This is a genomic window from Halosimplex halobium (assembly GCF_051414055.1).
In the GTDB taxonomy this organism is placed as follows: domain Archaea; phylum Halobacteriota; class Halobacteria; order Halobacteriales; family Haloarculaceae; genus Halosimplex; species Halosimplex halobium.
The window spans coordinates 66,043-91,976 of the sequence record NZ_JBLKNX010000015.1 but is presented as its reverse complement, the minus strand read 5'-3'; the positions used below and the strand labels follow the sequence as shown (position 1 = coordinate 91,976).

At 68.9% G+C, this 25,934-nt stretch carries 23 protein-coding genes; 13 read left to right on the top strand and 10 right to left on the bottom strand.

Going from position 1 to position 25,934, the window contains the following annotated elements:
- The first annotated feature begins 312 nt into the window (after window positions 1-312).
- Both rdfA and ACMGFG_RS16265 read left to right on the top strand, forming a co-directional pair.
- The gene (gene rdfA / locus ACMGFG_RS16270) at window positions 313-933 is read left to right on the top strand and encodes a rod-determining factor RdfA (protein WP_436931373.1); all 621 of its coding nucleotides are present in this window, start codon (window positions 313-315) and stop codon (window positions 931-933) included.
- Window positions 934-1,058: 125 nt separating this feature from the next.
- Window positions 1,059-3,002 (top strand): archaea-specific SMC-related protein, encoded by a 1,944-nt coding sequence (locus ACMGFG_RS16265; RefSeq protein WP_436931372.1) that lies wholly within the window; start codon window positions 1,059-1,061, stop codon window positions 3,000-3,002.
- Between the two features lie 578 nt (window positions 3,003-3,580).
- Here ACMGFG_RS16265 and ACMGFG_RS16260 read toward each other — a convergent pair.
- Both ACMGFG_RS16260 and ACMGFG_RS16255 read right to left on the bottom strand, forming a co-directional pair.
- The gene (locus tag ACMGFG_RS16260; protein WP_436931371.1) at window positions 3,581-5,227 is read right to left on the bottom strand and encodes an aryl-sulfate sulfotransferase; all 1,647 of its coding nucleotides are present in this window, start codon (window positions 5,225-5,227) and stop codon (window positions 3,581-3,583) included.
- A 133-nt stretch (window positions 5,228-5,360) separates the two neighbouring features.
- On the bottom strand, window positions 5,361-6,104 hold the full coding sequence (locus tag ACMGFG_RS16255) for a ribonuclease H-like domain-containing protein (protein ID WP_436931370.1): 744 nt from the start codon (window positions 6,102-6,104) through the stop codon (window positions 5,361-5,363).
- A gap of 142 nt (window positions 6,105-6,246) precedes the next feature.
- On the opposite strand from ACMGFG_RS16255, the gene ACMGFG_RS16250 reads away from it, so the two are divergent.
- The 3 genes from ACMGFG_RS16250 (at window position 6,247) to ACMGFG_RS16240 (ending at window position 9,359) form a co-directional block, all read left to right on the top strand.
- Complete coding sequence (locus tag ACMGFG_RS16250) at window positions 6,247-7,131, top strand: DUF7537 family lipoprotein (RefSeq protein WP_436931369.1); 885 nt, start codon at window positions 6,247-6,249, stop codon at window positions 7,129-7,131.
- The gene (locus tag ACMGFG_RS16245; RefSeq protein WP_436931368.1) at window positions 7,128-8,132 is read left to right on the top strand and encodes a hypothetical protein; all 1,005 of its coding nucleotides are present in this window, start codon (window positions 7,128-7,130) and stop codon (window positions 8,130-8,132) included. The genes ACMGFG_RS16250 and ACMGFG_RS16245 overlap by 4 nt, the downstream gene beginning before the upstream one ends.
- A 144-nt stretch (window positions 8,133-8,276) precedes the next feature.
- Window positions 8,277-9,359, top strand: coding sequence for a type II glyceraldehyde-3-phosphate dehydrogenase (locus tag ACMGFG_RS16240; protein WP_436931367.1), 1,083 nt, complete (start codon window positions 8,277-8,279; stop codon window positions 9,357-9,359).
- Window positions 9,360-9,380: 21 nt separating this feature from the next.
- Here ACMGFG_RS16240 and ACMGFG_RS16235 read toward each other — a convergent pair whose 3' ends face one another.
- Complete coding sequence (locus ACMGFG_RS16235) at window positions 9,381-9,884, bottom strand: metallophosphoesterase (protein ID WP_436931366.1); 504 nt, start codon at window positions 9,882-9,884, stop codon at window positions 9,381-9,383.
- 481 nt (window positions 9,885-10,365) lie between these two features.
- Between ACMGFG_RS16235 and ACMGFG_RS16230 the strand changes: the two genes are divergently transcribed.
- Window positions 10,366-10,536, top strand: a complete 171-nt coding sequence (locus ACMGFG_RS16230) for a hypothetical protein (protein ID WP_436931365.1) — start codon at window positions 10,366-10,368, stop codon at window positions 10,534-10,536.
- A 6-nt stretch (window positions 10,537-10,542) separates the two neighbouring features.
- Here ACMGFG_RS16230 and ACMGFG_RS16225 read toward each other — a convergent pair whose 3' ends face one another.
- The 5 genes from ACMGFG_RS16225 to ACMGFG_RS16205 form a co-directional block, all read right to left on the bottom strand.
- Window positions 10,543-11,757, bottom strand: a complete 1,215-nt coding sequence (locus tag ACMGFG_RS16225; protein ID WP_436931364.1) for a phosphoglycerate kinase — start codon at window positions 11,755-11,757, stop codon at window positions 10,543-10,545.
- A 289-nt stretch (window positions 11,758-12,046) separates the two neighbouring features.
- The gene (locus tag ACMGFG_RS16220) at window positions 12,047-12,289 is read right to left on the bottom strand and encodes a hypothetical protein (protein WP_436931363.1); all 243 of its coding nucleotides are present in this window, start codon (window positions 12,287-12,289) and stop codon (window positions 12,047-12,049) included.
- 116 nt (window positions 12,290-12,405) lie between these two features.
- A complete protein-coding gene (locus ACMGFG_RS16215) occupies window positions 12,406-12,624 on the bottom strand; it encodes a hypothetical protein (RefSeq protein ID WP_436931362.1) in 219 nt (72 codons plus the stop codon).
- Between the two features lie 56 nt (window positions 12,625-12,680).
- Window positions 12,681-13,700, bottom strand: a complete 1,020-nt coding sequence (gene gap / locus ACMGFG_RS16210) for a type I glyceraldehyde-3-phosphate dehydrogenase (RefSeq protein WP_436931361.1) — start codon at window positions 13,698-13,700, stop codon at window positions 12,681-12,683.
- 151 nt (window positions 13,701-13,851) lie between these two features.
- Window positions 13,852-14,805, bottom strand: coding sequence for a M48 family metallopeptidase (locus tag ACMGFG_RS16205; RefSeq protein WP_436931360.1), 954 nt, complete (start codon window positions 14,803-14,805; stop codon window positions 13,852-13,854).
- 151 nt (window positions 14,806-14,956) lie between these two features.
- Between ACMGFG_RS16205 and ACMGFG_RS16200 the strand changes: the two genes are divergently transcribed.
- The 3 genes from ACMGFG_RS16200 (at window position 14,957) to ACMGFG_RS16190 (ending at window position 15,951) form a co-directional block, all read left to right on the top strand.
- Window positions 14,957-15,244 carry a ribbon-helix-helix domain-containing protein gene (locus tag ACMGFG_RS16200; RefSeq protein WP_135365610.1) on the top strand — a complete coding sequence of 96 codons (288 nt, stop codon included), beginning with the start codon at window positions 14,957-14,959 and terminating at the stop codon, window positions 15,242-15,244.
- Window positions 15,237-15,518: a type II toxin-antitoxin system RelE family toxin gene (locus ACMGFG_RS16195; RefSeq protein ID WP_436931359.1), complete on the top strand. Its 282-nt coding sequence runs from the start codon at window positions 15,237-15,239 to the stop codon at window positions 15,516-15,518. Before ACMGFG_RS16200 ends, ACMGFG_RS16195 begins: the two co-directional genes overlap by 8 nt.
- Window positions 15,519-15,588: 70 nt before the next feature.
- Entirely contained in the window at window positions 15,589-15,951 is a 363-nt protein-coding gene (locus tag ACMGFG_RS16190) for a hypothetical protein (protein ID WP_436931358.1), read from the top strand.
- Between the two features lie 11 nt (window positions 15,952-15,962).
- On the opposite strand, the gene ACMGFG_RS16185 is transcribed toward ACMGFG_RS16190, so the two are convergent.
- Both ACMGFG_RS16185 and ACMGFG_RS16180 read right to left on the bottom strand, forming a co-directional pair.
- The gene (locus tag ACMGFG_RS16185) at window positions 15,963-17,684 is read right to left on the bottom strand and encodes a CRTAC1 family protein (protein WP_436931357.1); all 1,722 of its coding nucleotides are present in this window, start codon (window positions 17,682-17,684) and stop codon (window positions 15,963-15,965) included.
- A complete protein-coding gene (locus ACMGFG_RS16180; protein WP_436931356.1) occupies window positions 17,681-19,039 on the bottom strand; it encodes a DUF7405 family protein in 1,359 nt (452 codons plus the stop codon). The genes ACMGFG_RS16185 and ACMGFG_RS16180 overlap by 4 nt, the downstream gene beginning before the upstream one ends.
- 549 nt (window positions 19,040-19,588) lie before the next feature.
- Between ACMGFG_RS16180 and ACMGFG_RS16175 the strand changes: the two genes are divergently transcribed.
- The 4 genes from ACMGFG_RS16175 (at window position 19,589) to ACMGFG_RS16160 (ending at window position 25,800) form a co-directional block, all read left to right on the top strand.
- A complete protein-coding gene (locus tag ACMGFG_RS16175) occupies window positions 19,589-21,427 on the top strand; it encodes an ABC transporter substrate-binding protein (protein WP_436931355.1) in 1,839 nt (612 codons plus the stop codon).
- Between the two features lie 121 nt (window positions 21,428-21,548).
- Window positions 21,549-22,553, top strand: coding sequence for an ABC transporter permease (locus ACMGFG_RS16170; protein WP_436931354.1), 1,005 nt, complete (start codon window positions 21,549-21,551; stop codon window positions 22,551-22,553).
- Window positions 22,531-23,559: an ABC transporter permease gene (locus tag ACMGFG_RS16165; RefSeq protein WP_436931353.1), complete on the top strand. Its 1,029-nt coding sequence runs from the start codon at window positions 22,531-22,533 to the stop codon at window positions 23,557-23,559. Before ACMGFG_RS16170 ends, ACMGFG_RS16165 begins: the two co-directional genes overlap by 23 nt.
- Window positions 23,560-25,800 carry an ABC transporter ATP-binding protein gene (locus tag ACMGFG_RS16160; RefSeq protein WP_436931352.1) on the top strand — a complete coding sequence of 747 codons (2,241 nt, stop codon included), beginning with the start codon at window positions 23,560-23,562 and terminating at the stop codon, window positions 25,798-25,800. It begins immediately after the preceding gene.
- Window positions 25,801-25,934 lie beyond the last annotated feature (134 nt).

The window sequence follows — 25,934 nt, the reverse complement described above, 5'->3', positions numbered from 1 at the left end:
TTCCGGCAACTCACTGCGATCGAATATAACGGGGCAAAATGCGGTCGAAGGCTCGTCTCGCCGGCTGATACGATATATCGATCGAATCGGGCGTATTTAGTAATATAAAAAATACGCTAGTAATTTGAAACAGACACTTACGGAGTATCTGGTCCCGGATCGGGGGTGACGGTCGGGCCGCGACTGGGGTGGTCGTGCGATGGGTCGTTTCGGTGACAGATGCCGTAGCCTGGCGTTCCGCCGGGGTGTCGCGGCCGTCGGACGGAGCGGCGAGCGGAAGACCTATCAGCGAGTCCGTGGTAGCCAGTGTGCATGACGAATCGACAGGACGAGCGCCCGGACAACAAGGTAGAGCGGGTCGTGCGCAAGTACGACCTGGGGGATCTGGGCCGGGAACTGGAGCGGCGGTGGACGGGCGAGGGGCGCGAACGGCAGAGCCTGCGCGACCTGGCGGACTTCTTCAACCGGCGGGTGCTGGAGAGCGCGATGGACGAGGCGGGCGTCGTGACGCTGCAGGGGGAGCTGGAGAACATCTACGAGCTGCTCACCGGCGACGACGTGACCGAGGGGGCCCGCACGCAGGCCCGCAACCGGCTCGAACGGGAAGGGATCGACGTCGACGACCTCCGGAACGACTTCGTGAGCCACTACGCCGTCCACACCTATCTGCGGGACTACCGGGACGCCGAGTACGAGCCCGGCGACGACGGCGACCAGCGCGAGAAGTCGGTCGAGACGATCCAGCGGCTCACCAGCCGGCTGAACGCGGTCACGCGGCGCAACGTCGAGAACCTCCGCTCGACCGACCGGCTGGACATCGGCCCCGTCGACGTGCTCGCGGACGTGCAGGTCGTCTGCCAGGAGTGTGGCCGCCAGGAGGACCCGATCGACCTCATCGAGCGGGGCGGCTGCCGGTGCCGTGTCGACGAGTAGCCATTACACTCGTATGTGTGTAATCCGCCGCGAGGGCGCCGGGACCGGGCGGTCTCGGCGCCTGGGGGTTCGATCGGGAGCGGCGATGCAATACTTTTATCCGGCGGTGAGGGCCACCGGTACACATGGGAGCGACTGATAGCAAGGCGAAGCCGGTAGACGTTGCCGTGGAGAACGTGGGCGGGATCGACAGGACCGAGGTGTCGTTCTCGGCGGGGGTGACGATCCTCACGGGTCGCAACGCGACGAACCGCACATCGCTGTTGCAGGCTATCATGGCGGGGCTGGGGAGCGACAACGTCTCGCTCAAGGGGGACGCCGACGAGGGCCACGTCGAGTTGACCGTCGGCGACGAGACGTACACTCGGACCCTCACCCGGCAGAACGGGGCCGTGGTCACGGACGGCGACCCCTACCTGGACGACTCCGAGATCGCCGACCTCTTCGTCTTCCTGCTGGAGTCCAACGAGGCCCGCCGGGCCGTCGAGCGCACGGAGAACCTGCGCGAGCTCATCATGCGGCCGGTGGACACGGCCGCCATCGAATCGGAGATCGACGAGCTGCAGAGCGAGCGCGACGAACTCGAACAGCGGCTCGACGACCTCCAGTCGCTGCGCAGTTCCCTGCCGGAGCTGGAGGAGCGCCGCCAGGAGCTGGAGGCGGAGATCGAGGACAAGCGCGAGGAGCTCGCCGAGAAGAAAGAGCAGATCGACGACGCCGACCAGGACCTCGGGACGACCCGCGACCAGAAGGCCGAACTCGAGGACGCGCTGGAGTCGTTCCGCGAGGCCCGCTCGGACCTGGAGGACGTGCGCTACAACCTCGACAGCGAACGCGAGAGCGTCGACGCGCTGGAGTCGGAGATCGAGGAGGCCGAGGCGGAGCTCGACGACCTCCCCGAGGAGGTGTCGGGCGACGTGAGCGAGGTCGAGGACCGCATCGACCGGCTGCGCGACCAGCGCCAGACGCTGGACTCGACGGTCAACGAGCTCCAGAAGGTGATCCAGTTCAACGAGGAGATGCTGGAGGGGACGAGCTCGGACGTGGTCGCCGCGCTGCGGGGCGAGGACGACGCCGAGGAGCTGACCGAGCGCCTCGTCGACGACCAGGTGGTCTGCTGGACCTGCGGGAGCGAGGTCGACCAGTCGGACGTCGAGGAGACCCTCGACCGCATCCGCGAGCTGCGCCAGTCGAAGCTCTCCGAGCGCCAGGACCTCCAGTCGGAGATCGACGACCTGAAGACCGAGAAGGCGACCTACCAGGAACAGCAGCGCCAGCGCTCCCAGCTCGAGGACCGCCGCCAGCGCGCAGAGTCGGAGCTCGCCCAGCGCCGCGAGCGCATCGATGACCTCGAGGACGAGCGCGACCGGCTGGAGGAGCGCATCGACGAGCTGGAGGCGGAGGTCAACGAGCTCCAGGACGAGACCCAGAGCGACCTGCTGGACCTCCACCGCGAGGCCAACGAACTTGAGTTCGAGATCGGCCGCCGGCAGGACGAACTGGAGGAGGTCTCCGAGGAGATCGAGCGCATCGAGGCGGAGCTGGACCGCCGGGAGGACCTGAAGGCCGAACGCGAGGAGATCCAGGACCGGATCGAGGACCTGCGCACCCGGATCGACCGCATCGAGACGGAGGCGGTCGAGCAGTTCAACGAACACATGGAGTCGGTGCTGGAGATGCTCGGCTACGAGAACCTCGAGCGGATCTGGATCGAGCGCAAACAGGAGCGGGTCAAGGAGGGCCGCCGGCGCGTCGAGAAGTCGGTCTTCGACCTCCACGTCGTCCGGAGCACCGAGGACGGGACGACCTACGAGGACTCGATCGACCACCTCAGCGAGTCCGAGCGCGAGGTGACCGGACTCATCTTCGCCCTGGCGGGGTATCTCACCCACGACGTGTACGAGACCTGTCCGTTCCTCCTGCTGGACTCCATCGAGGCGATCGACTCCGACCGCATCGCCCGCCTCGTCGACTACGTCGCCGAGTACGCCGAGTACGTCGTCGTCGCCCTCCTCGAGGAGGACGCCCAGGCGCTCGACGACAGCTACCAGCGCGTCACCGAGGTCTGAACCGGATTCGCCCGGTCGCTCCACTTTTCCGCCCCGTTTCCGCCCGACGACGGCTCGCCGGGACCCTCCGGACCGCGGACGGAGATGTTTACTCGAACCGTAGTGAATATTTGCGATCATAGACTTCTGCCGTTATATACTGGTTCTGATACGATACGGGACCACGAAACGTCGGCACGGGGGACGGGGTCCGATCCGTCGATATCATACGAAAGAGGTACACAGGAGCGAAATTTCGGCATCTGAACTATCCTCGCCGACCGACCTGTCAGCGGTCCCGCCGACCGTTCCGAAATCGGAAACCGCCGTACAGCGCGGTGTGCGGCCTTCGAACTATCGTTCCGGATGGATGAACGACTATTTCGAAGAAAGCGAAGAATGCGTACTTCACCCGAACGAACAGATCGCGTAGTATTCTGTAAGACGGATACGACCGGCGGAACGTGCGCCACGGAGCGTTCCGAATCGCGGTCGAGGTCGGAGAGCGGGTGTGGACACGAGTGTCACGCCTGGCGGTCGGAGGATGGGGTGTCAGGCTCTCGGGCGTCACGTCGAACGGAGGGAGAAACGGTGCGGCGTCAGGACCGGCGACCGCGCCGGAGCCGCCGACGGAGGGCTGCGAACGGGGCGTACCGCGACCAGTAGAGTTCGGTCCCCGCCCAGGTGAGGGCGGTCAGGAGGGCGAGGGCGCCGAACGCCAGGTCGGTGAACCGGACCCAGGAGGGGGCGGCGTACAGCATCCCGTTGACCACGAGGCTCGGCGTCAGTTCCTTGAGCGCGACCCAGACGGTCTCGGCGGGGCCGCGGTCGGGGTGGGTGATCCGGCCCGCGGGCGGGACGGCGCCGGGCTCTACGTCCCCGCTGGCCGGCTGGAACAGGGGGACGCCGACGCCCGACCGCGCGCCCGACCCGCCGGCGGTCGTGCCGCGGTCGTCGCGGATCGACCGCATGCTGTATCCGCCCGTGCTCTCGTCGCCGGTACCCAGCCGCTCGACGTCGTAGGGCATCCCGACGGTAACCGTCCAGACCACGCTCCCGTTGGGCGCGACCTCGGCGACCCGGTCGCCGTGCGTGTCGACGACCAGCGTGTTGTCGTTCGGGAGCCGGTCGGCGTCGCGGGGCCACTGGACGCGGCTGTCCCGCCAGCCCCACGAGCGGCGCCACTCGCCGTCCGCCGCCGTCGTTGCCTCGCCCGTCTCCGGGTCGACCCGCTGGTACTCCAGCACCCGGTTGTTCTCGGAGTCGGCGACGACGATGGCGGGCCCGCCCCGCTCGGGCGGGATGTAGTCGGGGTTGTGCTGCTCGTAGAGAATGTCGTAGTTGTCCTCCTCGCCGAGCGTCCAGTCGGGGTCGACACCCTCGCCGGGGTCGACGAACACGACCCGGTCCATGTTGCGGACGCTGACCATCAGCCGGCCGTCGGCCAGCACCTCCACGTCGTTGATGTGGCTCCAGTCGCCGGCCGCGCCGCCCACGTCGGGGGCGAAGTACGAGGAGGCGTTCCACTCGTAGACCGTCTCGTCGGTCGTCGCGTTCACCACGCGGACACTGTCCCGGAGGATGTCCGCGACGGCGACGTGGGTGTCGTTGATCCGGTCCACGTCGTGCCAGCGCCCGGAGTAGATCTTCGGCGTGAGCTCGCCGTAGACGGTCCGGGTCTCGCCGGTGGTCATGTTCACCCGCTCGAAGACGTTGTACGTGCACCGCTCGGTGCGGACCGCCGCACACGCCGCGCCGTCGCGGTGTTCGGCGGCGAGGTACTCGACGGTGTAGGGCTTCCCCTCGACGGGGTCGACGTCGAAGTACACGCGGTAGTCGTCCTCGTAGTAGGCCACCTCGCCCGAGCGGTCGAACGCGACCAGCTCGGCCTGCTCGTCGGAGGCGTAGAACCCCTGCGTGCCGACGACGGTCAGGTCGTCGTGGTCGTGTTCGGCGGGGTCGACGAGCACGGGGCCGTCGGCGTCGCTTGCCGCGCCGTCCGGCGATTCGCCGGTGTCGGTGAGCCTGATGTCGTCGGGACCGGCGGCGACCCCGGTGGGCGACGTGTCGGGGCTCGCGACGCCGGTCGCGCCGGGCGCGGGGGATCCGTCGGCGCCGGCGAGCGACCCGTGTGTGCGCGCGACGTTCGGCTCCGCCGTCGCGTAGCTGCTCGCGACCGCTCCCGCCGCGAGGACCAGCACGGCGGCGAACAGCGCGCGGGCGAGTCGTTTGGAGGGCCCGTCCATGTCCCACACGTGTGTAATGAACCGTTAAGTTTCTTTAGATCCCGCTTGCGAGCCCGTCGCGTCCGTCGAGAGTGGCCGGAGCGGCCACGGGGCTCGCGCGGCGGACCGGCTCGCCCCGGGAGCGACTCGCCGCTCACTCCGGCGTGACGAACACGTCGCTGTCGAGGCGGTCGGTCACGCGGTCGGCGAGCGCGCGGAGGTTCTCGGTGTCGTCGCGGTTGTACGACACCAGCGTCTCCAGCGCCGACTCGTCGCCCCGCTCGTACTCGCGCCACAGCCGGACGGCGTCCTCGCCGGACAGGTCCGGCCGGTCGCGGTCGATACCCGTCTCCCGCTCGATGGCCTTCAGCCCGCCGGTCAGCCCCAGCCGCCGGCAGGGGTACATCAGGTCGACGTGGGGGGCGTCCACGTCCACGCCGAACGCCGACTCGAGGAAGGGCACGTCGAAGCGCTTGCCGTTGAACGTCACGAGCAGGTTCGCGTCGTCGAGCCGGCGCTGGAGGCGGTCGGCGGTCAGGTCCCGGCCGGCGACGAGCGTCTCTGTCTCGCCGGGGGTGTGCAGGCCGACGACCGTCACGTCGTCGCGTTGCTGGTCGAGCCCCGTCGTCTCGATGTCGAGGAAGCAGGCGTCCTCGCGGAAGTTCTCGTAACACCGCCAGTGGCTCCCGGAGGGGAACCGCTCGCGGAAGAACGCGGCGTCGTCGTCGTCGAGGCGCTCGGCGGCCGTCGCGACGAACGACTCGATGTTCTCGGCCTGCCGGGCGCCGACGGCCGACGGGTCGAACGCGTCCCAGTGGGTGACCCCCGACTCCCACAGCGACCGCTCGGTCCGCTCGCCCACGCCGTCGACCGGGATGAAGCTGTTCTCGATTCGCACATCCCACAGGTTCGTCCCGGCCGTCTTGTCCCTTTCGGGAGCGACCGGCGACCCTGCGGGCGGTCCGCGCTCGCGGCGCGGCTGGCCGGCCGACCCGCACCTCGTCGCGCCCCTTATGTGCGTCTCGTCCTAACGTCCGCCAATGGTCCGACGGCTCGCGCTGGTCGCGGCGCTCGCGGTGACGCTGGCGGGGTGTAGCGCCCTCGCACCCGGGGACGCCGGGCCGGCGCCCCCCGAGACCGTGACGCCGATGCCGGTCCAGACCGACACGCCCGCGACGACGCCGACGCCCCCGCCCGGGATCGCCCCGAACGGGAGCGTCTCGCCCGGCACGCTGGCGCGGGCCCACTTCGCGGCCCTCGACGGCCGGTCGTTCGAATGGCGGCTGAACTACAGCCGCACCGTCCGCGCGCCGGGCGACGGGACGGCCGACGCGACCGTCGACATCGCCGCGCGGCGGCTGCGGGTCGACGCGGACGGCTCCTATCTGCTCACCCGGCGGATGACCGGGACGGCGGGCGGCGCCGTCTACGCCGACGACACCGGCCGCTACGTCCGGAGTTCGCTGGCGAACGGCTCGGGGTACCGCGTCGGCGGCGGCGACCCCGACCACAGACACTACCTGCGGACCGGCCAGACGCTCGGCCGCTACTTCCCGGTCGACGGCGCCTCGGTCTCGCCGGTCGAGCGGGACGGCCGGACCTACTACCGCGTCCACGTGACGGCCCCGCCGTCGACCATCACCGACGGCCACGCGAAACAGACGATTACCGACTACACCGCGACCGCGTACGTGACCACCGGGGGGCTCGTGCGGGCGGTGGTCGTCGAGTACGAGTACGCGCTCCGGGGCGACGAGGTCACGGTGTCGCTGCGCTCGGCGTACCGGGGCGTCGGCGAGACGGACGTGTCCCGGCCCGACTGGGTCGCCGAGCGGCCCGACGGCGGGACGGCGACCGCGACCGCGTCGGTGCCGACCACGAGCGCATCGCCGGCGACCGCGACCGGCGGAGGGAGCGAGCGATGAGCGCGACGGCCGGACCGGACCGCGGTGGGGTGCCCACGAGCGCGCTGCTGGTCGCCACGGCCCTCCTCGTCGTGCTCGCGGGCTGTAGCGCGCTCGCGGGCGGCGGCGAGCCGACGCCCGCCGACACCGTGACGCCCGCGCCCGTCCCGGAGCTGGGGTCGACCGACACGCCCGCACCGTCGACGCCCAGGGAGCGACTGGGGGCGTTCCCGGCCATCTCGGCCGGCGGGACGGTCAACGCCAGCGGACTGTACGCCGCACACGTCGACTACCTGTCGTCGCACTCGTACACGCTGTCGTGGGAGCGGCGCACCGCGGGCGGCGACGGGGTGATCACCCGCGAATACGACCGTCGGATCGCCGTGGGAGCCGACGGACGCTTCCTGGTCCGCAACGAGGACGGCGGCACGAACCTGACGCTCACCTACGGCGACCGCGAGGGCGCCTACCGGCGGGTCGTCTCCCCGAACGGGACCGCGGTCTCGCCCGTGACGATGCCGGTGACCGGCCCGGCCGGCCAGCGCTACGCCGAGGCCGTCTCCTTCGAGGTGCTCATGTTCGTCGAGACGGGGTACGACTCCGTCGACGTGGTCACCAGGGACGGCCGCCCCTACGCGCGGATCGTCTCCGACCACGTCCCGCCGGCGATCCCCGAGACCTACAGCGCCTACGCCGTCCACGACTTCCGGGCGACGCTGTGGGTCGCCCCCGAGGGGTACGTCCGCGCTGTCCACTACGAGTTCGTCCTCCGCAACGTCGACGAGCGGATCGCCGTCGAGTGGCGCTACACCTACGACCGTGTCGGCGAGACGACCGTCGACCGCCCCGGGTGGGTCCCCGACGCCGCGACCGACCGGCGGGGGACGGCCGCCCCGTCGTCGACCGTCACCCCCTCGGGGACGGCCGGACCGCCGCCGACAGCCAACCCCTCGCCGACGCCCACTGCCGACCCCGCCAGGGTCCCTCCGGAAACGGTCGCCAACGCCTCCGACGACGGCTGAGCGGATCGCGATCGATTACCGTGATACCCCCTCTCAATGACGGCTTTAGCGGCGCTCCGCTCGGAATCCCTTTTTCGCTTCCGAGTTAATTTCTCGAGAATTAACGTGAAAAGAATTATGCCCGTCGCCGGTGAACCCGGAGGTATGATACAGGTCGGCGTCAACGGGTACGGGACGATCGGCAAGCGCGTGGCGGACGCGATACGGGCCCAGCCGGACATGGCGGTCGCCGGCGTCGCCAAGACCACCCCGAACTTCGAGGCGAAGGTCGCGCTCGAACGGGGCTACCCCCTCTACGCGGCCGACGGCGACCGGAGCGACGCCTTCGCCGCCGCCGGCTTCGACACGGCGGGCACCGTCGACGAACTCGTCGCCGAGAGCGACGTGATGATCGACGCCACGCCCGCCGGGGTCGGCGCCGAGAACGCCGACCTGTACCGCGAGCACGACACGCCCGCTATCTTCCAGGGCGGCGAGGACGCCGACGTGGCCGAGGTGAGCTTCAACGCCCGCGCCAGCTACGAGGCCGCCCGCGGCGCCGACACCGTCCGCGTCGTCTCCTGCAACACGACAGGGCTCTCGCGGCTGTTCGCGCCTATCGCCGAGGAGTTCGGGATCGAGAAGGCCCGCGTCACGCTCGTCCGCCGCGGCGGCGACCCCGGCCAGACAGACCGCGGGCCGATCAACGACACCCTGCCCGACCCCGTGGAGATCCCCTCCCACCACGGCCCCGACCTGAACACGGTCTTCCCGGACCTGGACGTGGACACGATGGGTATGAAGGTGCCCGCGACGCTGATGCACACCCACTCGGTCAACGTGACGCTCGACGACCCCGCCGACGCGGAGTCCGTCCGCGAGCTGCTCGACGCGGAGTCGCGGCTGGTCCTCGTCCCGCCGGAGCTGGACATCGACGGCGCGGGCAAGCTCAAGGAGTTCGCCCAGGACGCCGGCCGCCCGCGCGGTGACTGCTGGGAGAACTGCATCTGGGGCGACTCCGTGACCGTCGAGGGCCGGGACCTCTACCTCTTCCAGGCCATCCACCAGGAGGCCGACGTGGTGCCGGAGAACGTCGACGCCGTCCGCGCCGCCGCCGACACCGCCGACCGCGAGGAGAGCACGACGCTCACCGAGGACGCGCTCGGCCTCGACGGGGGGATCGGCGGGTCGCTCCGCGACCCCGTCCGCTCGCCCGCCGTCGCCGACGGCGCACTCGACGACGACTGACGCCGCTCTCTTTCCGCTCCCTTACTCGATCCCCTCCGACAGCGCGTGTCGCTCGAACTTCCCGGAGTCGGTGTCGAGGACGACGGCGTAGTGCGGCCCGGGCGCACCCTCGAAGGGGATGCCGCCGGGGTTGATCCGGACGGTTCCCGACCGTTTCTCGCGGGCGAACTCGTGGGTGTGTCCGTGCAGCACGTAGTCGTAGCGGCCACACTCGACGAGCGCGTCGACGACGGTCCCGCTCGTGCCGTGGTAGACGACGAACGCCCGGCCGTCGAACGTCAGTTCGGCCGTCTCGCCGTGGTAGGTTCCGAAGTCGTCGACCGTCTCGGCCAGCGCCCACTCGCCGTCGTTGTTGCCCCGGACGGCGTGGAACTCGAACTCCGCGTCGAACGGCGTCGCCGAGAACGGAGCGACGATGTCGCCGCAGTGGACGACGGCGTCGCAGTCCTCGCGCTCGAAGGTCCCGACGGCCGCCTCGACGGCCTCGAGGTCGTCGTGTGTGTCTGAGACGATACCGAGTCGCATGCCTGGTCGTTCCCGCGGACGGACAATCAACGTGTCCCTCGGCGCCGCGTCCGGTCTGTGCGGTCCGCGACGCCGGGTACGACCACCTCTACGGCGACGCCCAGCGTGGGGTCGACTAGGGGCGCTTCGAGCACGACTCCGAGGCTACGACGAGCAGGTCGCCCGGATGCGCTGCATGTGGCAGTCCCGCCGCGACATCGCCCAGATGGTCGAGCCCTGTCTCGCCGACGACGCCGTCGAATTCGACGTGTTCTACGGCGTCAGCGACGACGAGAATCGATAGTTCGGCATCGACCACGCCCGCGACGTGTTCGGCTACGACCCCCGGGACTCCGCCGAGGAGTAGAACGCCCCGCCGTCCTGACCCACCGCCGGAATCGCCGTTCCCGTGACCGCTCCTCCGAGAGATTAACTCGCCGCCGAGTTACTTTATTTCACGGTTTTGAGAAAGAAATTTATTATCGCGGGCCAAGCAGGGCACATGGGAGAGATCGGCGGCGACTGGACGCGGCGGCACGCACGGCTCACCGGGGAGGGTCAACGGGATGGCACGCCACCGGAAGCGAACGGGGGTTCGGGTGGGCGGGTCGTCCGCGCGGACCCGCCCGCCGACGACTGGACCGCGCGCCACGCCTGGTGTCGCCGGGCCTGACGCCGGTCACTCCCCTTCGCGCAGGACCTCGACGCCGACCAGCCGCTCGCCCGTCAGCGCGCGGATGTACGCGCCGCCGGCGATCGAGACGTGGCCGAAGTCGTCCTCGCTCATCCCGTACATCTCGATGGCCCGCGAGGTGTCGCCGCCGCCCACGACCGAGAAACAGTCCGTCCCGGCGATCGCTTCGAGGACGCCCACGGTCCCGTCGGCGAACCGCTCGTCCTCGAACAGGCCGAGCGCCCCCTTGACGAAGACGGCCTCCGAGTCTTCGATCGTCGCGGCGTACTCCGAGACCGTGTTCGACCCCACGTCGAGGAACGCCCGGTCTTTCTCCTCGATGTCGCGCACCTCGATCTCCGACCGCTCGCCGTCCTCGTCCTCGAACGCCAGGTCGAGGGCCAGCCGGATCTGGTCGCCGTAGTCGTCGAGGAGACTGCGGATCGTCTCCTCGTTTTCCGCCCACTGGTCGTCGAAGAGGTCCATCCCCTCGATGTCGCGCCCGACGGGCACGTCGGTCGCGCGGAGGAAGAGCTCGCCCGCGATACCGCCGAGGAGGAAGGTGTCGACCTTGTCCTCCAGGGCGGTCATCACGTCGATCACGTCGGAGGCTTTCGTCCCCCCGACGACCATGGTCACCTCGCCGTCGAACTCCCGCTCGGCGATGGCCGTGTTGGCCTCGTACTCGGTCTCCATGACCCGACCCGCGTACGCGGGCAGCGCCAGCGGGAACCCCACGAGCGAGGCGTGGCTGCGGTGGGCCGCCGAGTAGGCGTCGTTGACGTAGGCGTCGAACTCCGGCGCCAGCGCGCGCACGAACTCCGTCTCGGCCTTCTCCGTCGGCTCCTCCTCGGGCAGTTCCTCGTCGCACATCCGCGTGTTCTCCAGCAGGAGGACCTCCCCACCTTCGAGGTCGTTGATCGCCGAGATCGCGCGGTCGCCGAAGGTATCTGGGACGAACTCGACGGGGTGCCCGACGTGCCGTCCCAGGATATCGGCGTGCTGTTCGAGCGAGACGAACGTGTCGCGGCCGGGACGGCCCTGGTGGGCCATCAGTACGACACGGAAGTCGCGCTCGGCGAGTTCCCGGACCGTCTCGGCGTGGCGGGAGAACCGGCGGTTGTCCTGTACCTCGCCGTCCTCTACGGGGGAGTTCAGGTCGAGCCGCACGAGCACGCGCTGTCCGTCCGCCAGGTCGTCGAGCGTCTTGAACGAGGCCATGGTGTCGTTCGATCCGTCGCCCGGCGGCGAGAAAAAACGTCCGCTCGCTCGCGAGGCGGCGTTCACCCGATTTCGGCCCGGCGGGCCCGCTCGCGCACCGGGTGCGCACCGTGGCGGGTCACGTCTCGCTTTCCCCGACGTCGACCAGTTTCCGCCCCCCGCAGTTCGGGCAACTGTCTCCGGCGGGGGTGTTCAGCGTGCCGTCGAAGTAGTACGAGGCGTACACCCGACCGCAGTCGGCGCACCGAGCGATCGTCGAACCGTCGCGCGTTGGCATCCGAGAACACCCTCAGTTCGGTTCGCTGTCGAACTCGGCTGCCGTGTCGGGGTCGTCGGTGCCGAGCGAGACAGCCGTGCCGGGAGAGGGGAGCGGGTCCGCGTTCGGTCCGTTTCCGGCGGCCCCGTCGACGGACCCCGTGTCGGTCGTTTCTCCCGGCAGTGGGGCCGACGCCACGGGGTGGTCTTCGGATGCCCCCACCGCTCGCCTCACCGCATCGCCGGTCGATTCGTCAGGACTGGTCGGGTGTCGCACTACGTGATCTAGACGCTGCGTCCGAATAAGGTGTGGTATTGAGTCACATCGTCACACGACTCAGGACCGAAGCCCGGTCGGCCGGTTCCACAGGAACCGGTCGCGACCGACCGCGATCAGTCCAGCGCGGCGGCGAGGACGATCGCGAGGGCGGCGCCCAGTCCGGCGCCCAGCCCGGCCGTCACCGCGCCGGAGAGCGCCCACGGTTCGACGGCGAGCGCGAGCAGGGCGCCGGCGACGCCGCCGAGGCCCCCGGCGCCGGGGACCGCCCACTGCAGCCGTCCCGCGCTGTTCCACGCTTCGAGCCGCTCGCCGAGTTTCGCTCGGAGGGACATCGCTGTCGGCAGTTAGAACCGGACGGCAAAAACGATCGGGTGTTCGACAGGACGGCTCAGTAGTCGGTGACGAACTCCGCCACGTCGAGCATCCGGTTCGAGAAGCCGAACTCGTTGTCGTACCAGGTGAGGATCTTCGTCATGCCATTCACAACGTTGGTCGACTGGAGGTCGACCTGCGAGGAGTAGGGCGTCCCCTGGATGTCCGTCGAGACGACCTCGTCGTCGGTGACGCCGAGCACGCCCTCCAGTTCGCCCGCGGCGGCCTCGCGGAAGGCGTCGTTCACGTCGGTTTCGTCGACATCCTCGTTCAGGTCGACGACGAACTCGGTGATCGAGCCGTTGGGGACCGGGACGCGGATGGCCATGCCGTCGAGCCGCCCCTCTAGTTCGGGCAGGACCTCGGTGGCGGCCTGGGCGGCGCCGGTCGAGGTCGGGACGATGTTCTCGGCAGCCGCGCGGCCGCGGCGGGTCTTCGACTTGGGGCCGTCGACGAGGTTCTGCGAGCCGGTGTAGGCGTGGACCGTCGTCAGCTGGCCGGCCTCGATGCCGAACCGCTCGTGGAGCACCTTCGCCACGGGCGTGATAGAGTTGGTCGTACAGGAGGCGTTCGAGACCACGTCCTCGCCGTCGTACTCGTCGTGGTTGACGCCGTAGACGATCTGTTTGACCGGTTTCTCGCCCTTCGGCGGCGCGGAGATGACGACCTTGTCGGCGCCGGCGTCGAGGTGCTTGCTCGCGTCGTCGTAGTTGCGGAAGATGCCGGTCGCCTCGAAGGCCACGTCCACGTCGAGGTCATCCCACGGGAGTTCGGCGGGGTCGGTCTCCCCGTGGATAGAGGCGCCGAAGTCGGTGCCGTCGACGGTCATGACGCCCTCGTCGAGGGTCACGCCGTCGAGCGTCCCCATCACCGTGTCGTACTTCGCGAGATACTCCATGTCGTCGTCGTCCATCACGTCGTTGATGCCGACGACCTCCACGCGCGGGTCCTCGAGCGACGCGCGGAAGACGTTGCGCCCGATGCGGCCGAAGCCGTTCAGACCGATACGTACGGTCCCCTCGTCGGATTCACTCATGCTGAATGCACTGTCGCCCGAGACGAGTATAGGGTTTTCGAATACGGAACACGCGGCGCGTCCGTTCACCGGCGAACGCCGCGGTCCCGGTCGCCACAGCCGCCCCGAACGGTCGCGACGGGCCCGGTCGGAGCCGGCCGCGACGTACTCGTCAGGGCCGGCCGCGTTCGACCCGGACCCGCCGGTCGCGTTCGGCGCGTTCGCGGAGTCGTTCGACTCGCTCGTCGGTGGCGGGGTGAGTCGACAGCATCCGCGTCAGCGGCCCCTCCTCCTCGCCGTTGACGTACAGCGGGGAGAGCAGCGACCACGGCCCCTCGCTCGCGCGTTCGATCTTCCGGAGCGCCCGCGCCAGCGCCAGCGGGTCGCCGGTCACCGCCGCCGCGCGGTCGTCCGCCGCGAACTCCCGGCGCCGGGAGTGGGCCAGCAGCGCCAGCGTCAGCGCGAAGAAGACCAGCGACACCGCCCCGACGACCGCCCGCTGGAGCTTGCCGGGGACCGTCCGCGTCCACGCCTCCGGCCGCCCGCGGATCCACGCCACGCCGCGGGCCAGCCCCGCGACGACGACCAGCACCGGCGCGAGCGCCAGGACCGCCACCCCCGACAGCGTCTGCAACACGCTGTAGCCGAACGTCTGGACGAGGCTGTCTTTGCGCTCGATGTGGGCCAGTTCGTGCGCGAGGATCGCCGACAGCTCGTCGAAGGTCAGCAGCGAGAACAGCCGCCGGTCGACGACGACGTGCCCGCGGCCGAACCCACCGCCCAGCGCCAGGGCGTTGGGCTTGCCCATCTCCGCGACCAGCACGTCCGGTCGCTCGATGCCCATCTCGTCGCTGAACCCGGCCAGCCGCCGGTAGAGGGTCGGCGCCCGCCCCTCCGGCAGTTCCCACACCCGGAGGCTCCGGAGGATCTGGGCGGTGCCGACCCGGTAGCTGACGAACGCGAACACGACCGTCAGGGCCGCCAGGTACAGCGCCAGCGTCGACAGCGGCGGCCTGACCGCCCAGACGGCCCGCGCCAGCTCGTAGACGAGGTAGGCCCCGGCCAGGTACACCGCCAGCGTCAGCACGCCGACGACGACCATCAGCCCGCGGAGCACCCAGCGCATACCTGATCGTCGGTGCGGGTCCCCCAAAACGCTTGCCAGCGACGGGGCCGATCCGGTGCGAACGACGCGTCTGTTGCCCCGAATTGCGACGCTCGGTACGGGAGAACGACACCGACGTAACGCTTATCTACACACAAATTCAACACGAAGTATGGCAGAAGCGGAATCCTCGCCCGAGAAGAAGACCGTGAACATCCGGATGACGGAGACGTTTCTGGAGGACGTCGACGCGACGTGGGAGGAACACGGCTTCAACAGCCGAAGCGAGTTCGTCCGGTCCGTGCTCCGCGACGCGCTCAAACATCCCGAGTTCAACCGCGCCGACCTGAAAGCGATGCTCACCAGCGAAGCGGAGATCCGTGAGGGGCGAACGCACAGCAGCGACGAGGTGAAGGCCGAGTACGGTCTCGACGGGACGACGCGCGACAGCGATGAGTGAGTGGGACTGGGAACTCACCGACACGGCACGGCGGGACTTCGACGCGCTCGACGAGCACGCGCGCGACCGGGTCGCCAGCAAACTCGACGAGATCGTGACGGATCAGTGGCGAGAACCGCCCGAACATCTCGAACCGCTCCAGGGCGCGCCCCACCAGAAGCTCCGCGTCGGCCCGTTTCGGCTCGGATGTCGGGCTGACCGCACCGAAGATATCCTCTACGTCCTGCGGATCCGAAAACGCGGTGACGACGCGTATCGCGGTGACGACGATTGATCGGCCAAAAACCGAACAGGACGCTCCGGGAGCCCACACGCTCATACCGCTCGGCGTCCACGTAGCGCGCATGGACGGGGACACGATGCTGAACCTGGTCGGGGCGGCCATCGTGGTGGCCGTGGTCGGCGGGCTGGTGGTGGTCGGGCTCAACATCGCGGGCGGGAGCGGGGGGACCGAGGCGCCGGAGGTGAACTGGACGGTCGAGCGGGTCAACGACACGGCGGTCCGGATCACCCACGCCGGCGGCGAGCCGGTGCGGACCGACGACCTCACCGTGCGCGTCGAGAGCTACCGGCGGGCGACCGACTGGAGCGACCCCGTGACCGAATCGGAGAGCACGGTCGTCCAGGCGAGCGAAGGATCGATCGTCCGGATCGTGTGGAGTCCGGGGCGGGGCGACGACGTGATCATGCACAGCGAGCGGGTCTGAGTCGGCCGCTCTCAGTTCGTATCGGCGGCCGTGAAGTTGGCGACCACTTCCACGCCGTCGGGGCCGATCCGGTAGCGGCGGTCGGCGTCGAGCTCGACCGTCCGCCCGGTCCCGTCGGGCCAGGTCACGTCGACGGTCGCCGCGTCGGCGTCGCCGAGCCCGACGTGGGTGACCGGTGAGCCCTGCGAGATGAAGTCGGTCCGGGAGTTCTGCCAGACGGCCGTCTCCCGGCCGTCGACGGTGACCGTGGCGTTGGCACCGATCGCGACCGCGCCCTCGTCGTCGACGATCTCGAACTGGACGGCGCCGGCGGGGGCCGACTCGCCGGCCCGCCCCTCGCCGTCGGGCGACCGGACGGTGTTCTCGTAGACGGCGTAGGGGCCGTGGTAGTCGGCGATGATCACGTCCTGGTCGCCGTCGCGGTCGTAGTCGACGGTGACCATCCCGCGGCCGTCCTGCTCGCGGAGGCCCCGCTCGGAGGCATCGAGACGGGTGAAGTTGTCGCCGTCGCGCTCCCAGACCATCGGGAGCGTGAAGACCGGGTCGGACTGGTTGAGTGCGACGACCGCCTGGGTGGTGTGGAACAGGTCGCGGTCGCCGTCGTTGTCGAGGTCGGTCATACTGGCTGCCCAGGCCCAGCCGCCCTCGCGGACGCCGTAGGCGTCGGCGCGGTCGACGAACTCGCCGTCGCCCTGGTTGACGAGCATCGTGTTGCCCTTCGTCCGCCCGGAGTGGATGACGTACTGGAGGAACCGCTTGAGCCGCTCGTAGCGCTCCGGCGAGAGCGTCTCCCGGGAGGCCGGGATGTCGATGTTGGTGACGAACACGTCCGGCCGGCCGTCGCGGTTCACGTCGTTGATCTCCGAGGCCATCCCGTTGCGGGCGGTGGCGCCGCCGAGCTGGATCTGCCGGAAGGTGCCGTCGCCCTGGTTGAGGTAGACGGTGTCGTTGTTGTAGTCGTTGGCGACGTGGATGTCGGGGCGGCCGTCGCCGGTCAGGTCGACGAAGCTGGCCGCGAGGCTCCAGCGGTCGCCCGTGATGCCCGCGTCGTCGACGCGCTCGAAGCGGTCGTCGCCGGACTCGCCGGTGTTCTCGAAGAGGACGTTGGGGTTGCCGTTGTCGTCCTCGACGGACCTGTTGGTCGAGAAGTAGCCGGCGGGGCGCTCGTCGGCCCAGTCGCCCGACTGGTAGACGAAGAGATCGCGGTCGCCGTCGCCGTCGTAGTCGGCGACCGCCGCGCCGAGCGGGTGCGTGAAGTTGCCGAGGCCGACCTCGGTCCGCTCGAAGCGCCCCCCGTCGTTGTGGAAGGCGACCGCGGGGCCGTCCTTGGCGAGCAGGACCAGGTCGCGCCAGCCGTCGCCGTCGTAGTCGACGAACGCGGCGCTCTTGAACTCGCGGTCGAGCCCGGAGAGTTCGCCAGTGCGCTCGAAGGCGCCGCCGGTGTTGCGGAAGAGGGCGGGGCGCTCGCCGCCGACGGCGAGCAGGTCCTGCCAGCCGTCGTTGTCGATGTCGGCGACGAAGACGCCGTTGTTGCCGTTGCCGGCGGCGCCGGTGCCGGTCCCGTTGTACGTGAGGCCGGCCTCGTCGGTGGCGTCGACGAACCCGATATCGGCGCTCGCCGGCCCGTCGTTCCCGCCGTCGAGGATACCGGGGGCGGCCGAACAGCCGGAGACAACCAGCGCCGCCGCGACGGCGACGGTGAGGAGAACCCGCCGGAGCGAGTCCCCTGTCATGCGTCGATCCCCGTTGGGAGCGCGCGCTGGGGACGGGGCGGGACGAGCAGCGTCGCGCGGTTGAGCGTCTCCAGGTAGTCGACGATGCCGTGGTCGTCGGCCGGCAGGTCGTCGTCGTACTGGTCGGGGTTCATCGCCTTGCGGGTCTCGACGAAGTCGTCGATGTGGCGCTGGAGGCCGGTGAAGTTGAACTCCGTCCGGTCGGTGTCGGTGGCGACCCCCTCCGAGCGCCGGAGGATCGTCGGGACGAACTCGTCGTCGCGTGCGCGTGCGACCTTCTGCGTGTGGCCGACGCGGCCGTACTCCTCGGCGAACTCCTCGACGCTGTGGGCGTTCTCCTCGGTGATCCCGCTCGTGGCGCCGAGCTTCTCACCGATCTCGCCGATCTCGTCGGTGTCGTGGGCGGGGCAGAACATCTCGGCGGCCCGCTCCTCGTGGGGCTGGTCGTACCAGCGGTCGAGGGCGATGCCGAGCCGGGAGACGGCCATCGTCGTCCCGCCGGCGAACGGGCCCTCGCGGATGGTGATCCGGTCCTCGGAGGGCTGGCTGTCGCGGTAGCCGGACTTGAACCCCATCGACAGCGGGGCCGACTCCGGGATCTCCTCGTTGTCGAGCACGTCGGCGGGGATGCCCTTGCCGACCATCCCCGTTCGCCGGGCTCTCTTCGAGAAGACGCCCTCGAAAGTGTCGGTCACTTCGACGCCGTTGACCCGCTCGATCTCGCCGAACAGCGCCGCCTCGGCGGCCATGACGACCGAGCCGATGTCGCTGTTCAGCAGGACGACGGCGTCGAAGTCGTCGGCCTTCGCGGGGTCCTCGCCGACCTCGCGGAGCACGTTCTCGGCCGGGACCAGCTGTTCGGGGACGGCGCCGGTCCGCTCGAAGTAGGACGCGGAGTAGCCGATCATGAAGAGCAGCCCCTGGGCGAACGACGCCGAGGGGTTCCCGCCGGTTCCCCACTGGAAGGCGGACTCGAGCGTCCGCAGGGCGCCCTCGACCTGCTCGCGCTCGGCCTCGGTCGGCGGCGTCGACCCCTCGTAGGAGAGCCCGAGGATCAGCTGTTGCTGCGGGATGACGGTGTTGCCGTGGGCGTCGTGGACGACCGCGTAGTTCCAGGCGTGCTGGCGCTCGGAGAGCGCGTCGGGGTTGCCCGACGGGACCGACAGGTCGAACTCCGTCTCCGTCCCGGTCGGCGTCCCGTCGCCGCTCCCGTCCGCCCCGGCTGAGTCGGAGGCGGTCCCCACTAGCTCCCGTTCCCGTTCCTGACACGCCGAGAGCGCGCTCACCCCACCGATGGCGACGGCCGTCGCGACGAACTCGCGGCGGCCGATGCCGCGCTCGCTGTCCGGTGACATTTGCACGAGGTTAGTCGCTCCGGGTGAAAAACCCTTCCACGAACGGTCGCGCCCGCTGGCACGTCCGCCGGGGACGACGCGAGTTCGAGTCGAACTGTCGGATGCCAGTTCGGCCCGTACTTCTGGCTCCGAGAGCGCCCGCGCGCGAGCGCGTCGGCGAAACTTTCATTACCTGGGAACACACCCTTGTTCAGTTATGGTGAACGATCGTTCTGTGATCGGTGGTGTCGGCCGGGCCGGCCAGTCACGGACTGACGGCCCTCGCGACGCGGAATTCCGATGATCGTCGGTGTAGGACTGGGGCCGGGAGCGCGGGGGTGGGGTCGATACGGTTCCGTTATCCGAAACAGGGGCGACGGGGGGTGGTGAAACGGGTTCTGCGGACAGCGGTCCCGGCGGCGTCGAGTACTGGGACGTCGTTCCCCCGATTCCGGGGGTTTTGAAGCATCACGTGTCCGTTTCTCCGATCGGCCGGAGACTGAAATCGGCCGGACAGGTCCGCCCTCTTCCAAAACGTTTATTACCCGTTATCGTATACCAACCAGAGGCATGTCTGACAGTACCAATGAGTACAGCGATGTCGTAGACCGCCGGAAGTTCCTGACACTCGCAGGAGCGTCCGGTGCCGCTGCACTCGCAGGGTGTGGTGGCGGGGGCGGAACACCGACCGACGACGGGTCCGGATCCGACGGCGGCGACGGTGGAGACGGCGGCGACGGTGGAGACGGCGGCGACGGTGGCGACGGCGGAAGTACGAACGTCGTCGACCAGACCCACGCGAGCGGTCTCCAGGCCGACCCGACCAACCGCACGCTGAACGCGCACAACACGCAGATCTCCTCGGAGCCGGCACGCCGGCTGGCGTTCGACCGCTTCGCGGCGTACTCCTTCGAGACCCGGGAGTTCCAGCTCGCGGCGCTGGACGACTGGGAGTTCGAGGAGGACACGGTCACACTGCACTTCCGCGAGGACCTCACGTGGTCCGACGGCAGCGACGTGACCACCGAGGACATCGACGTGCAGTTCCAGATCCTCGAGAAGACCGGCAGCGCCATCTGGGGCTACGTCGAGAGCACCGAGGTCGTCGACGACTACACCTACCAGCTGAACCTCACCGGCCCGACCAACCCGGTGATGGTCAAACACCAGCTGGCGAACATGTGGATCGACACGCCGGCGGCGGCCTTCGAGCAGTTCGTCGACGCCGACGCCGCCGAGGTCCAGACCTGGCAGTGGGAGTCCAGCGACACCGAGGTCATCACGAGCGGCGCGTGGGCGTACGTCGACAAGAACCAGCAGCAGTGGAACTTCGAGCGCAACGAAGAGTGGCACAGCATCGACAACGTCAACTTCGACACCTTCCGGTTCGACGCCTACCAGGAAGCCACCGCGCCCCAGCAGGACTTCACCACCGGCGGCAAGCGCTTCGACAGCGTCTGGAGCATGTTCGCCGCCCCGGAGACGGTCAACGCCTTCCAGGACTACGTCATGGAGGTCCGGTCCATCCCGGCCAAGTGGGGTTACGGGATGATCTTCAACCACGAGGACCCCGTCTTCGGCGACCGCGCGGTCCGGCAGGCGATCGCCCACGTCATCAACCGCGAGGAGCTCGTCGCGAACGCGGGCCCGCGCACGAAGTTCCCGGCGTCGGTCCCCTGCGGGATCGCGCCCCGGGACATCGACAACTGGCTCGGCGACACCAAGAGCAACTTCGAGGACTACGGCGTCGGCTCGACCAACACCGAGAAGGCGACCCAGATCCTCGAGGACGCCGGCTACTCGAAGCAGAACGGCACGTGGACGACTCCCGAGGGCGAACCCATCAGCGCCAACTACCTGACGCCCGGCGGGTGGACCGACTGGACGACGATGACCGAAACGGTCGTCGACCGGCTCAGCGAGTTCGGCTTCGACCTGTCGATCGCGAGCCGCCCCACCTCCGACTGGCAGGGCGCGTTCATCGACAGTAACTTCCGCGTCGGCGCGTTCTACTGGCTGCCCGGCCAGGCCCGGTCGTCGTTCCCGTACTTCCCGCTGCGTCACCAGCTCGCGCTGAACGCGCTCAGCGGCGGTCACCAGTACGACACCGAGTCCGAGCAGACCATCCCGGCCATGAGCGGCGACGGCGAGATGTCGTTCAACCCGCTCGAGAAGGTCAACGAGATCGGGACCAAGCCCACCACCGAGGAGGCCAAGCCGCTCGTCCAGGAGGCGGCCTGGCACAACAACTACGACCTGCCGATGCTCTCGCTGGTCTCGAAGTTCGAGCAGTCGTGGGTCACCACCGACGAGTGGAACGTCGACATCGAGGAGGGCGACCCCGCCCGCGGTATCAAGTGGCCCCCGTTCTGGTGGCCGCGTCAGGGCAAGCTGTCCGCCAAGGAGTAGCGGACTCGCCCACCACACGTCTCGATGTGGGGAGCATCGTCCGGTATCGCACCGAACCGTTTCTGGGGACGCGAGTCGTTAGACCTTAGAGTGCTGGCTGTGAATACCGCTCATAAGACGCATGGTTAACTATTACGTGCGGCGGACAGCACGGGTGTTCGTCACGATCTTCGGGGTCATGTCGCTCACCTTCGGGCTGATCCGTCTGCTCCCGGGAGGACCGTTCACGCAACTGCGGACGCAGTTACTCCGGCAGGGTGTCCCGCCGGAGCAGGTCAACCAGCAGATCGCGAACCTGCAGAACGTCCGGCCGGACGCGCCGCTGTGGCAACAGTACATCGACTACATGATATCGGCGCTCCAGCTCGACCTGGGGACGTCGATCAAGTACAGCCGTCCCGTCGCCGAGATCGTCGCCGAGGCGGCGCCGTGGACGATACTCATCGTCGTCGTCTCGACGATACTGATGTTCGCGGTGGGGATCCTGCTGGGGGCGATCCAGGCCTACTGGGAGGGGTCGCGGTTCGACACCATCGCCTCGTCGCTGTCGATCGTCGGGATGTCGATCCCCTTCTACGTGGCCGCGATCCTGCTCGTGCTGTTCATGTCGTACCGCTGGGGACTGTTCCCCCCGGGGGGGACGGCCAACCCCAACATCCAGGACCACTGGAGCCTTGAATACGCGGTCAGTGTCGTCCGCTACGCGACCCTGCCGGTCCTGTCGTACACGATCGTGGGTATCGGCGGGCAGGCGCTGGCGATGCGGGGCAACAGCATCCAGGTGCTCGGCGAGGACTTCGTCGAGGTCGCCCGGCTGCGGGGGCTCTCGGACGGCCGGATCGCGACCCGGTACGTCGCGCGCAACGCCATCCTGCCGATGTACACCGGGTTCCTGCTGCTGCTCGGCTTCCGGCTGGGCGGCACCGTGATCCTCGAGCAGATCTTCAACTACTCGGGGCTGGGCCTGTACCTGCTGGACGCCGTCAACTCCAACGACTACCCGCTGATGATGGGTACCTTCCTCGTCATTACGGTGGCGCTGGTCCTCGGCGTGTACGTCGCCGACCTGACCTACGGCAAGATCGACCCGCGGATCAGTTCGGGTGATTCCAGTGAAACATACTGAATCCGACTCCCCCACGGAGGGGCTCGACTGGCAGAGCGAAAGTAGCGGCGCGGACATGACCCGAGGGGACCGGCTCCGCGAGTTCTACGAGCGGAGCATCTACGAGCCCGCGGTCGTCGCGTGGGCCGACATGCGGACCCGTCTCGGGCTCCTGTTGCTCTCGATCTACCTGGCGATCGCGGGAGTCGCCCTCTTGGGCCTCTGGCGCGAACCGTCGTCGAGCCAGGCGCCCCGGCTGATCGGGATGTTCGAGAACTGGTCGTATCCGCTCGGGACGACGTCTGCGGGCGTCGACCTGACGGCCGAGCTCGTCTACGCGACGCCGGACATCCTGATAATGGTGTTCGCAGGAGGCATCTGGGCGACCGGCCTCGCCGTCCTCGTCGGGACCCTCGCGGGGTACAAGGGCGGCCGGGTCGACACCGTGTTGATGTCCATCTCGGACTTCTTCATGGCCATCCCGGGACTCCCGCTGGTGATCATCCTCGCGATCACGTTCAGCCCGGAGAACCCGGTCTTCGTCGGCGTCATCCTGACGATCAACTACTGGGCCGGGCTGGGTCGGTCGCTGCGCTCGCAGGTGCTGACCATCCGCGAGGACAGCTACGTCGAGGCCTCCCGGACGATGGGCACCAACACCTTCCGGATCCTCCGGAAGGACGTGATCCCGAATCTGATGCCGTACGTGACGGTGAACTTCGTGTTCGCCGCCCGCTACACCATCTTCGCGTCGGTCGGGCTGTACTTCCTGGGCGTGTTGCCCTACAGTCAGCCGACCTGGGGTGTGACGCTGGCGCGGGCCCAGGCTAACGGCGCGCTGTTCGTACCCGAGGCGGCCCACTGGCTGATCGCGCCGATGATCTTCATCGTCGGTCTGGCGCTGGCGCTGATCCTCATGGGTCAGGGCCTCGACCGGGTGTTCAACCCGCGGGTCCGCACCCGGATGGCCGGCGAGTCCGAATCGACCGTCGAAGGCGACGAGCCGACGACCAAGGGGATGATCTAGATGGCGACCGACCAACGATCTACTGCGAACGCGGCGGCACAGTCGAACGTCGAGGACCCCATCGTCGAGGTCACCGACGCGAAGGTGACCTTCGACGGCGGCGACACGTACGTCCTCGACGACGTGAGCCTCGACATCGAGCGCGACGAGGTACTTGGGATCGTCGGCGAGTCCGGCTCGGGCAAGTCGATGTTCGCATCGGCGCTTCTGGACTCGATCCCAGACCCCGGCGTGCTCACCGGCGAGATCCTCTACCACCCCGAGGACGGCGGGACGGTCGACGTGCTCGAACAGAGCGACGAGGAACTGCGACAGTTCCGCTGGGAGGAGATCTCGATGGTCTTCCAGGGGGCGATGTCCTCGTTCAACCCGACGATGAAGGTCGGGGCCCACTTCGAGGAGACCCTGAAGGCCCACGACGCGAACGTCGACGAGGGGATGGCGTTCGCGCGCGAGCTGCTCGAGGACCTGTATCTCGAACCGGAGCGCGTGCTCGACGCCTACCCCCACGAGCTGTCCGGCGGGATGCAACAGCGCGCGCTGATCGCCCTGTCGCTGGTGCTCGAACCCGAGGTGCTCGTGATGGACGAGCCGACGGCGGCGCTCGACCTGCTCATGCAGCGGTCGATCCTGATGTTGCTCAACGACCTGCAGGAGAGCTACGACCTGACGCTCGCCTTTATCACCCACGACCTGCCGCTGATCACGGCGCTGGCCGACCGGATGAGCATCATCTACGCGTTCCAGTTCGTCGAGGTGGGGCCCCGCGACCAGATCATCGCGGACGCGGGCCACCCCTACACGCGGAAACTGCTGAACGCGACTCCCAACCTCGACGCGCCGCTGTCGGAGATGCAACCCATCGAGGGCGAGGGCCCCGCGCCGGTCAACGTCCCGGAGGGATGTAGCTTCCACCCGCGGTGTCCGCTCGCGACCGAGGAGTGTGTCAGCGACGACCCGCCCCTCGAAGGGATCGGCGAGGACCACGTGACGGCCTGCCACCACTGGGAGCAGGCCCAAGAGGAGATCGGCCTCAACTACGGCGAGAGCACGGCCGACCCCGAGGTCGGGTCGAACCTGGACCGCGACGTGGCAGCGCGGACCGGCGAGGAGCCCGTCCTCTCGCTGGACGACGTCGAGGTCCACTTCGAGGAGGAACAGGGGCTGTTCGACATCTTCGGCGACGACCCCGAGATCGTCAAGGCGGTCGACGGCGTCGATCTGGACATCTACGAGAACGACGTGGTCGCGCTGCTGGGCGAGTCGGGCTGTGGCAAGACCACGCTGGGCAAGACCGCCATCGGCCTCCAGCGGCCGACTGGCGGCAGCGTCAAGTATCGCGGCCAGGACATCTGGGAGGCCAAGGACGGCAACGGCGACATCGACTACGACGAGATCCGCCAGGCGCTGCAGATCATCCACCAGGACCCGGGGAGTTCGCTCAACCCGAACCGGCGGATCATCGACATCCTCTCGGAACCGCTGCACCACACCCACCCGAACATCAGTCCCAACGAACGGCGCGACCGGATCTACTCGCTGCTCGACCGCGTCGGTATGAACCCGCCGGGCGACTTCGCCGACCGGTATCCCCACCAGCTTTCCGGCGGGGAGAAACAGCGGGTCGCGCTGACGCGGGCCCTGCTGATGAACCCCGACGCGATCCTCGCCGACGAGGCCATCAGCGCCGTCGACGTGAGTCTGCGCGTCGAGCTGATGGACCTGATGCTCGAACTGCAGGACGTGTTCGACACCTCCTTCCTGTTCATCAGCCACGACCTCTCGAACGCCCGCTATTTCACCGAGCACGGCGACGGCCGCATCGCGGTGATGTACCTCGGCGAGATCGTCGAGATCGGCAGCGCCGAGCGGCTCATCCAGGACCCGCGCCACCCCTACACGAAGGTGCTTCGCTGGGCGACCCCGTCGCTCCAGCTGGACGCGGTAGAAGCGGGCGAGCCGCCGATGCGCTCTATCGACGTGCCGGACCCGGTCGACCCGCCGTCGGGCTGTCGGTTCCACACGCGATGCCCCGTCGCCAGGGAGGCCTGCACGGAGGAGCAGCCGCCGCTGTACGACATCGAGGGCGAGGGCAGTGGCGCGGCCTGCTTCCGCGAGGACCCCGACCACGAGTACTGGGATAGCGAGCCCCTCGAGGGCGCCGAACGGGTCGGCCCCGACGAGGAGTTCGACACCAGCCAGACCACCGGCGAGTTCGGCGCCGGGAGCGCCGGCGACTGACCCCGCCGGCGCGTTACGGCTGACGAACGGAGGGCGTTCCCGGCGGGTTCCGGGTCCCGGTCCGCGCTCGCGGGTTCGGGCACCGGATACGTCCCCCGATCCACACCGCGGTGTACGCCCCGGGCGACAACCGG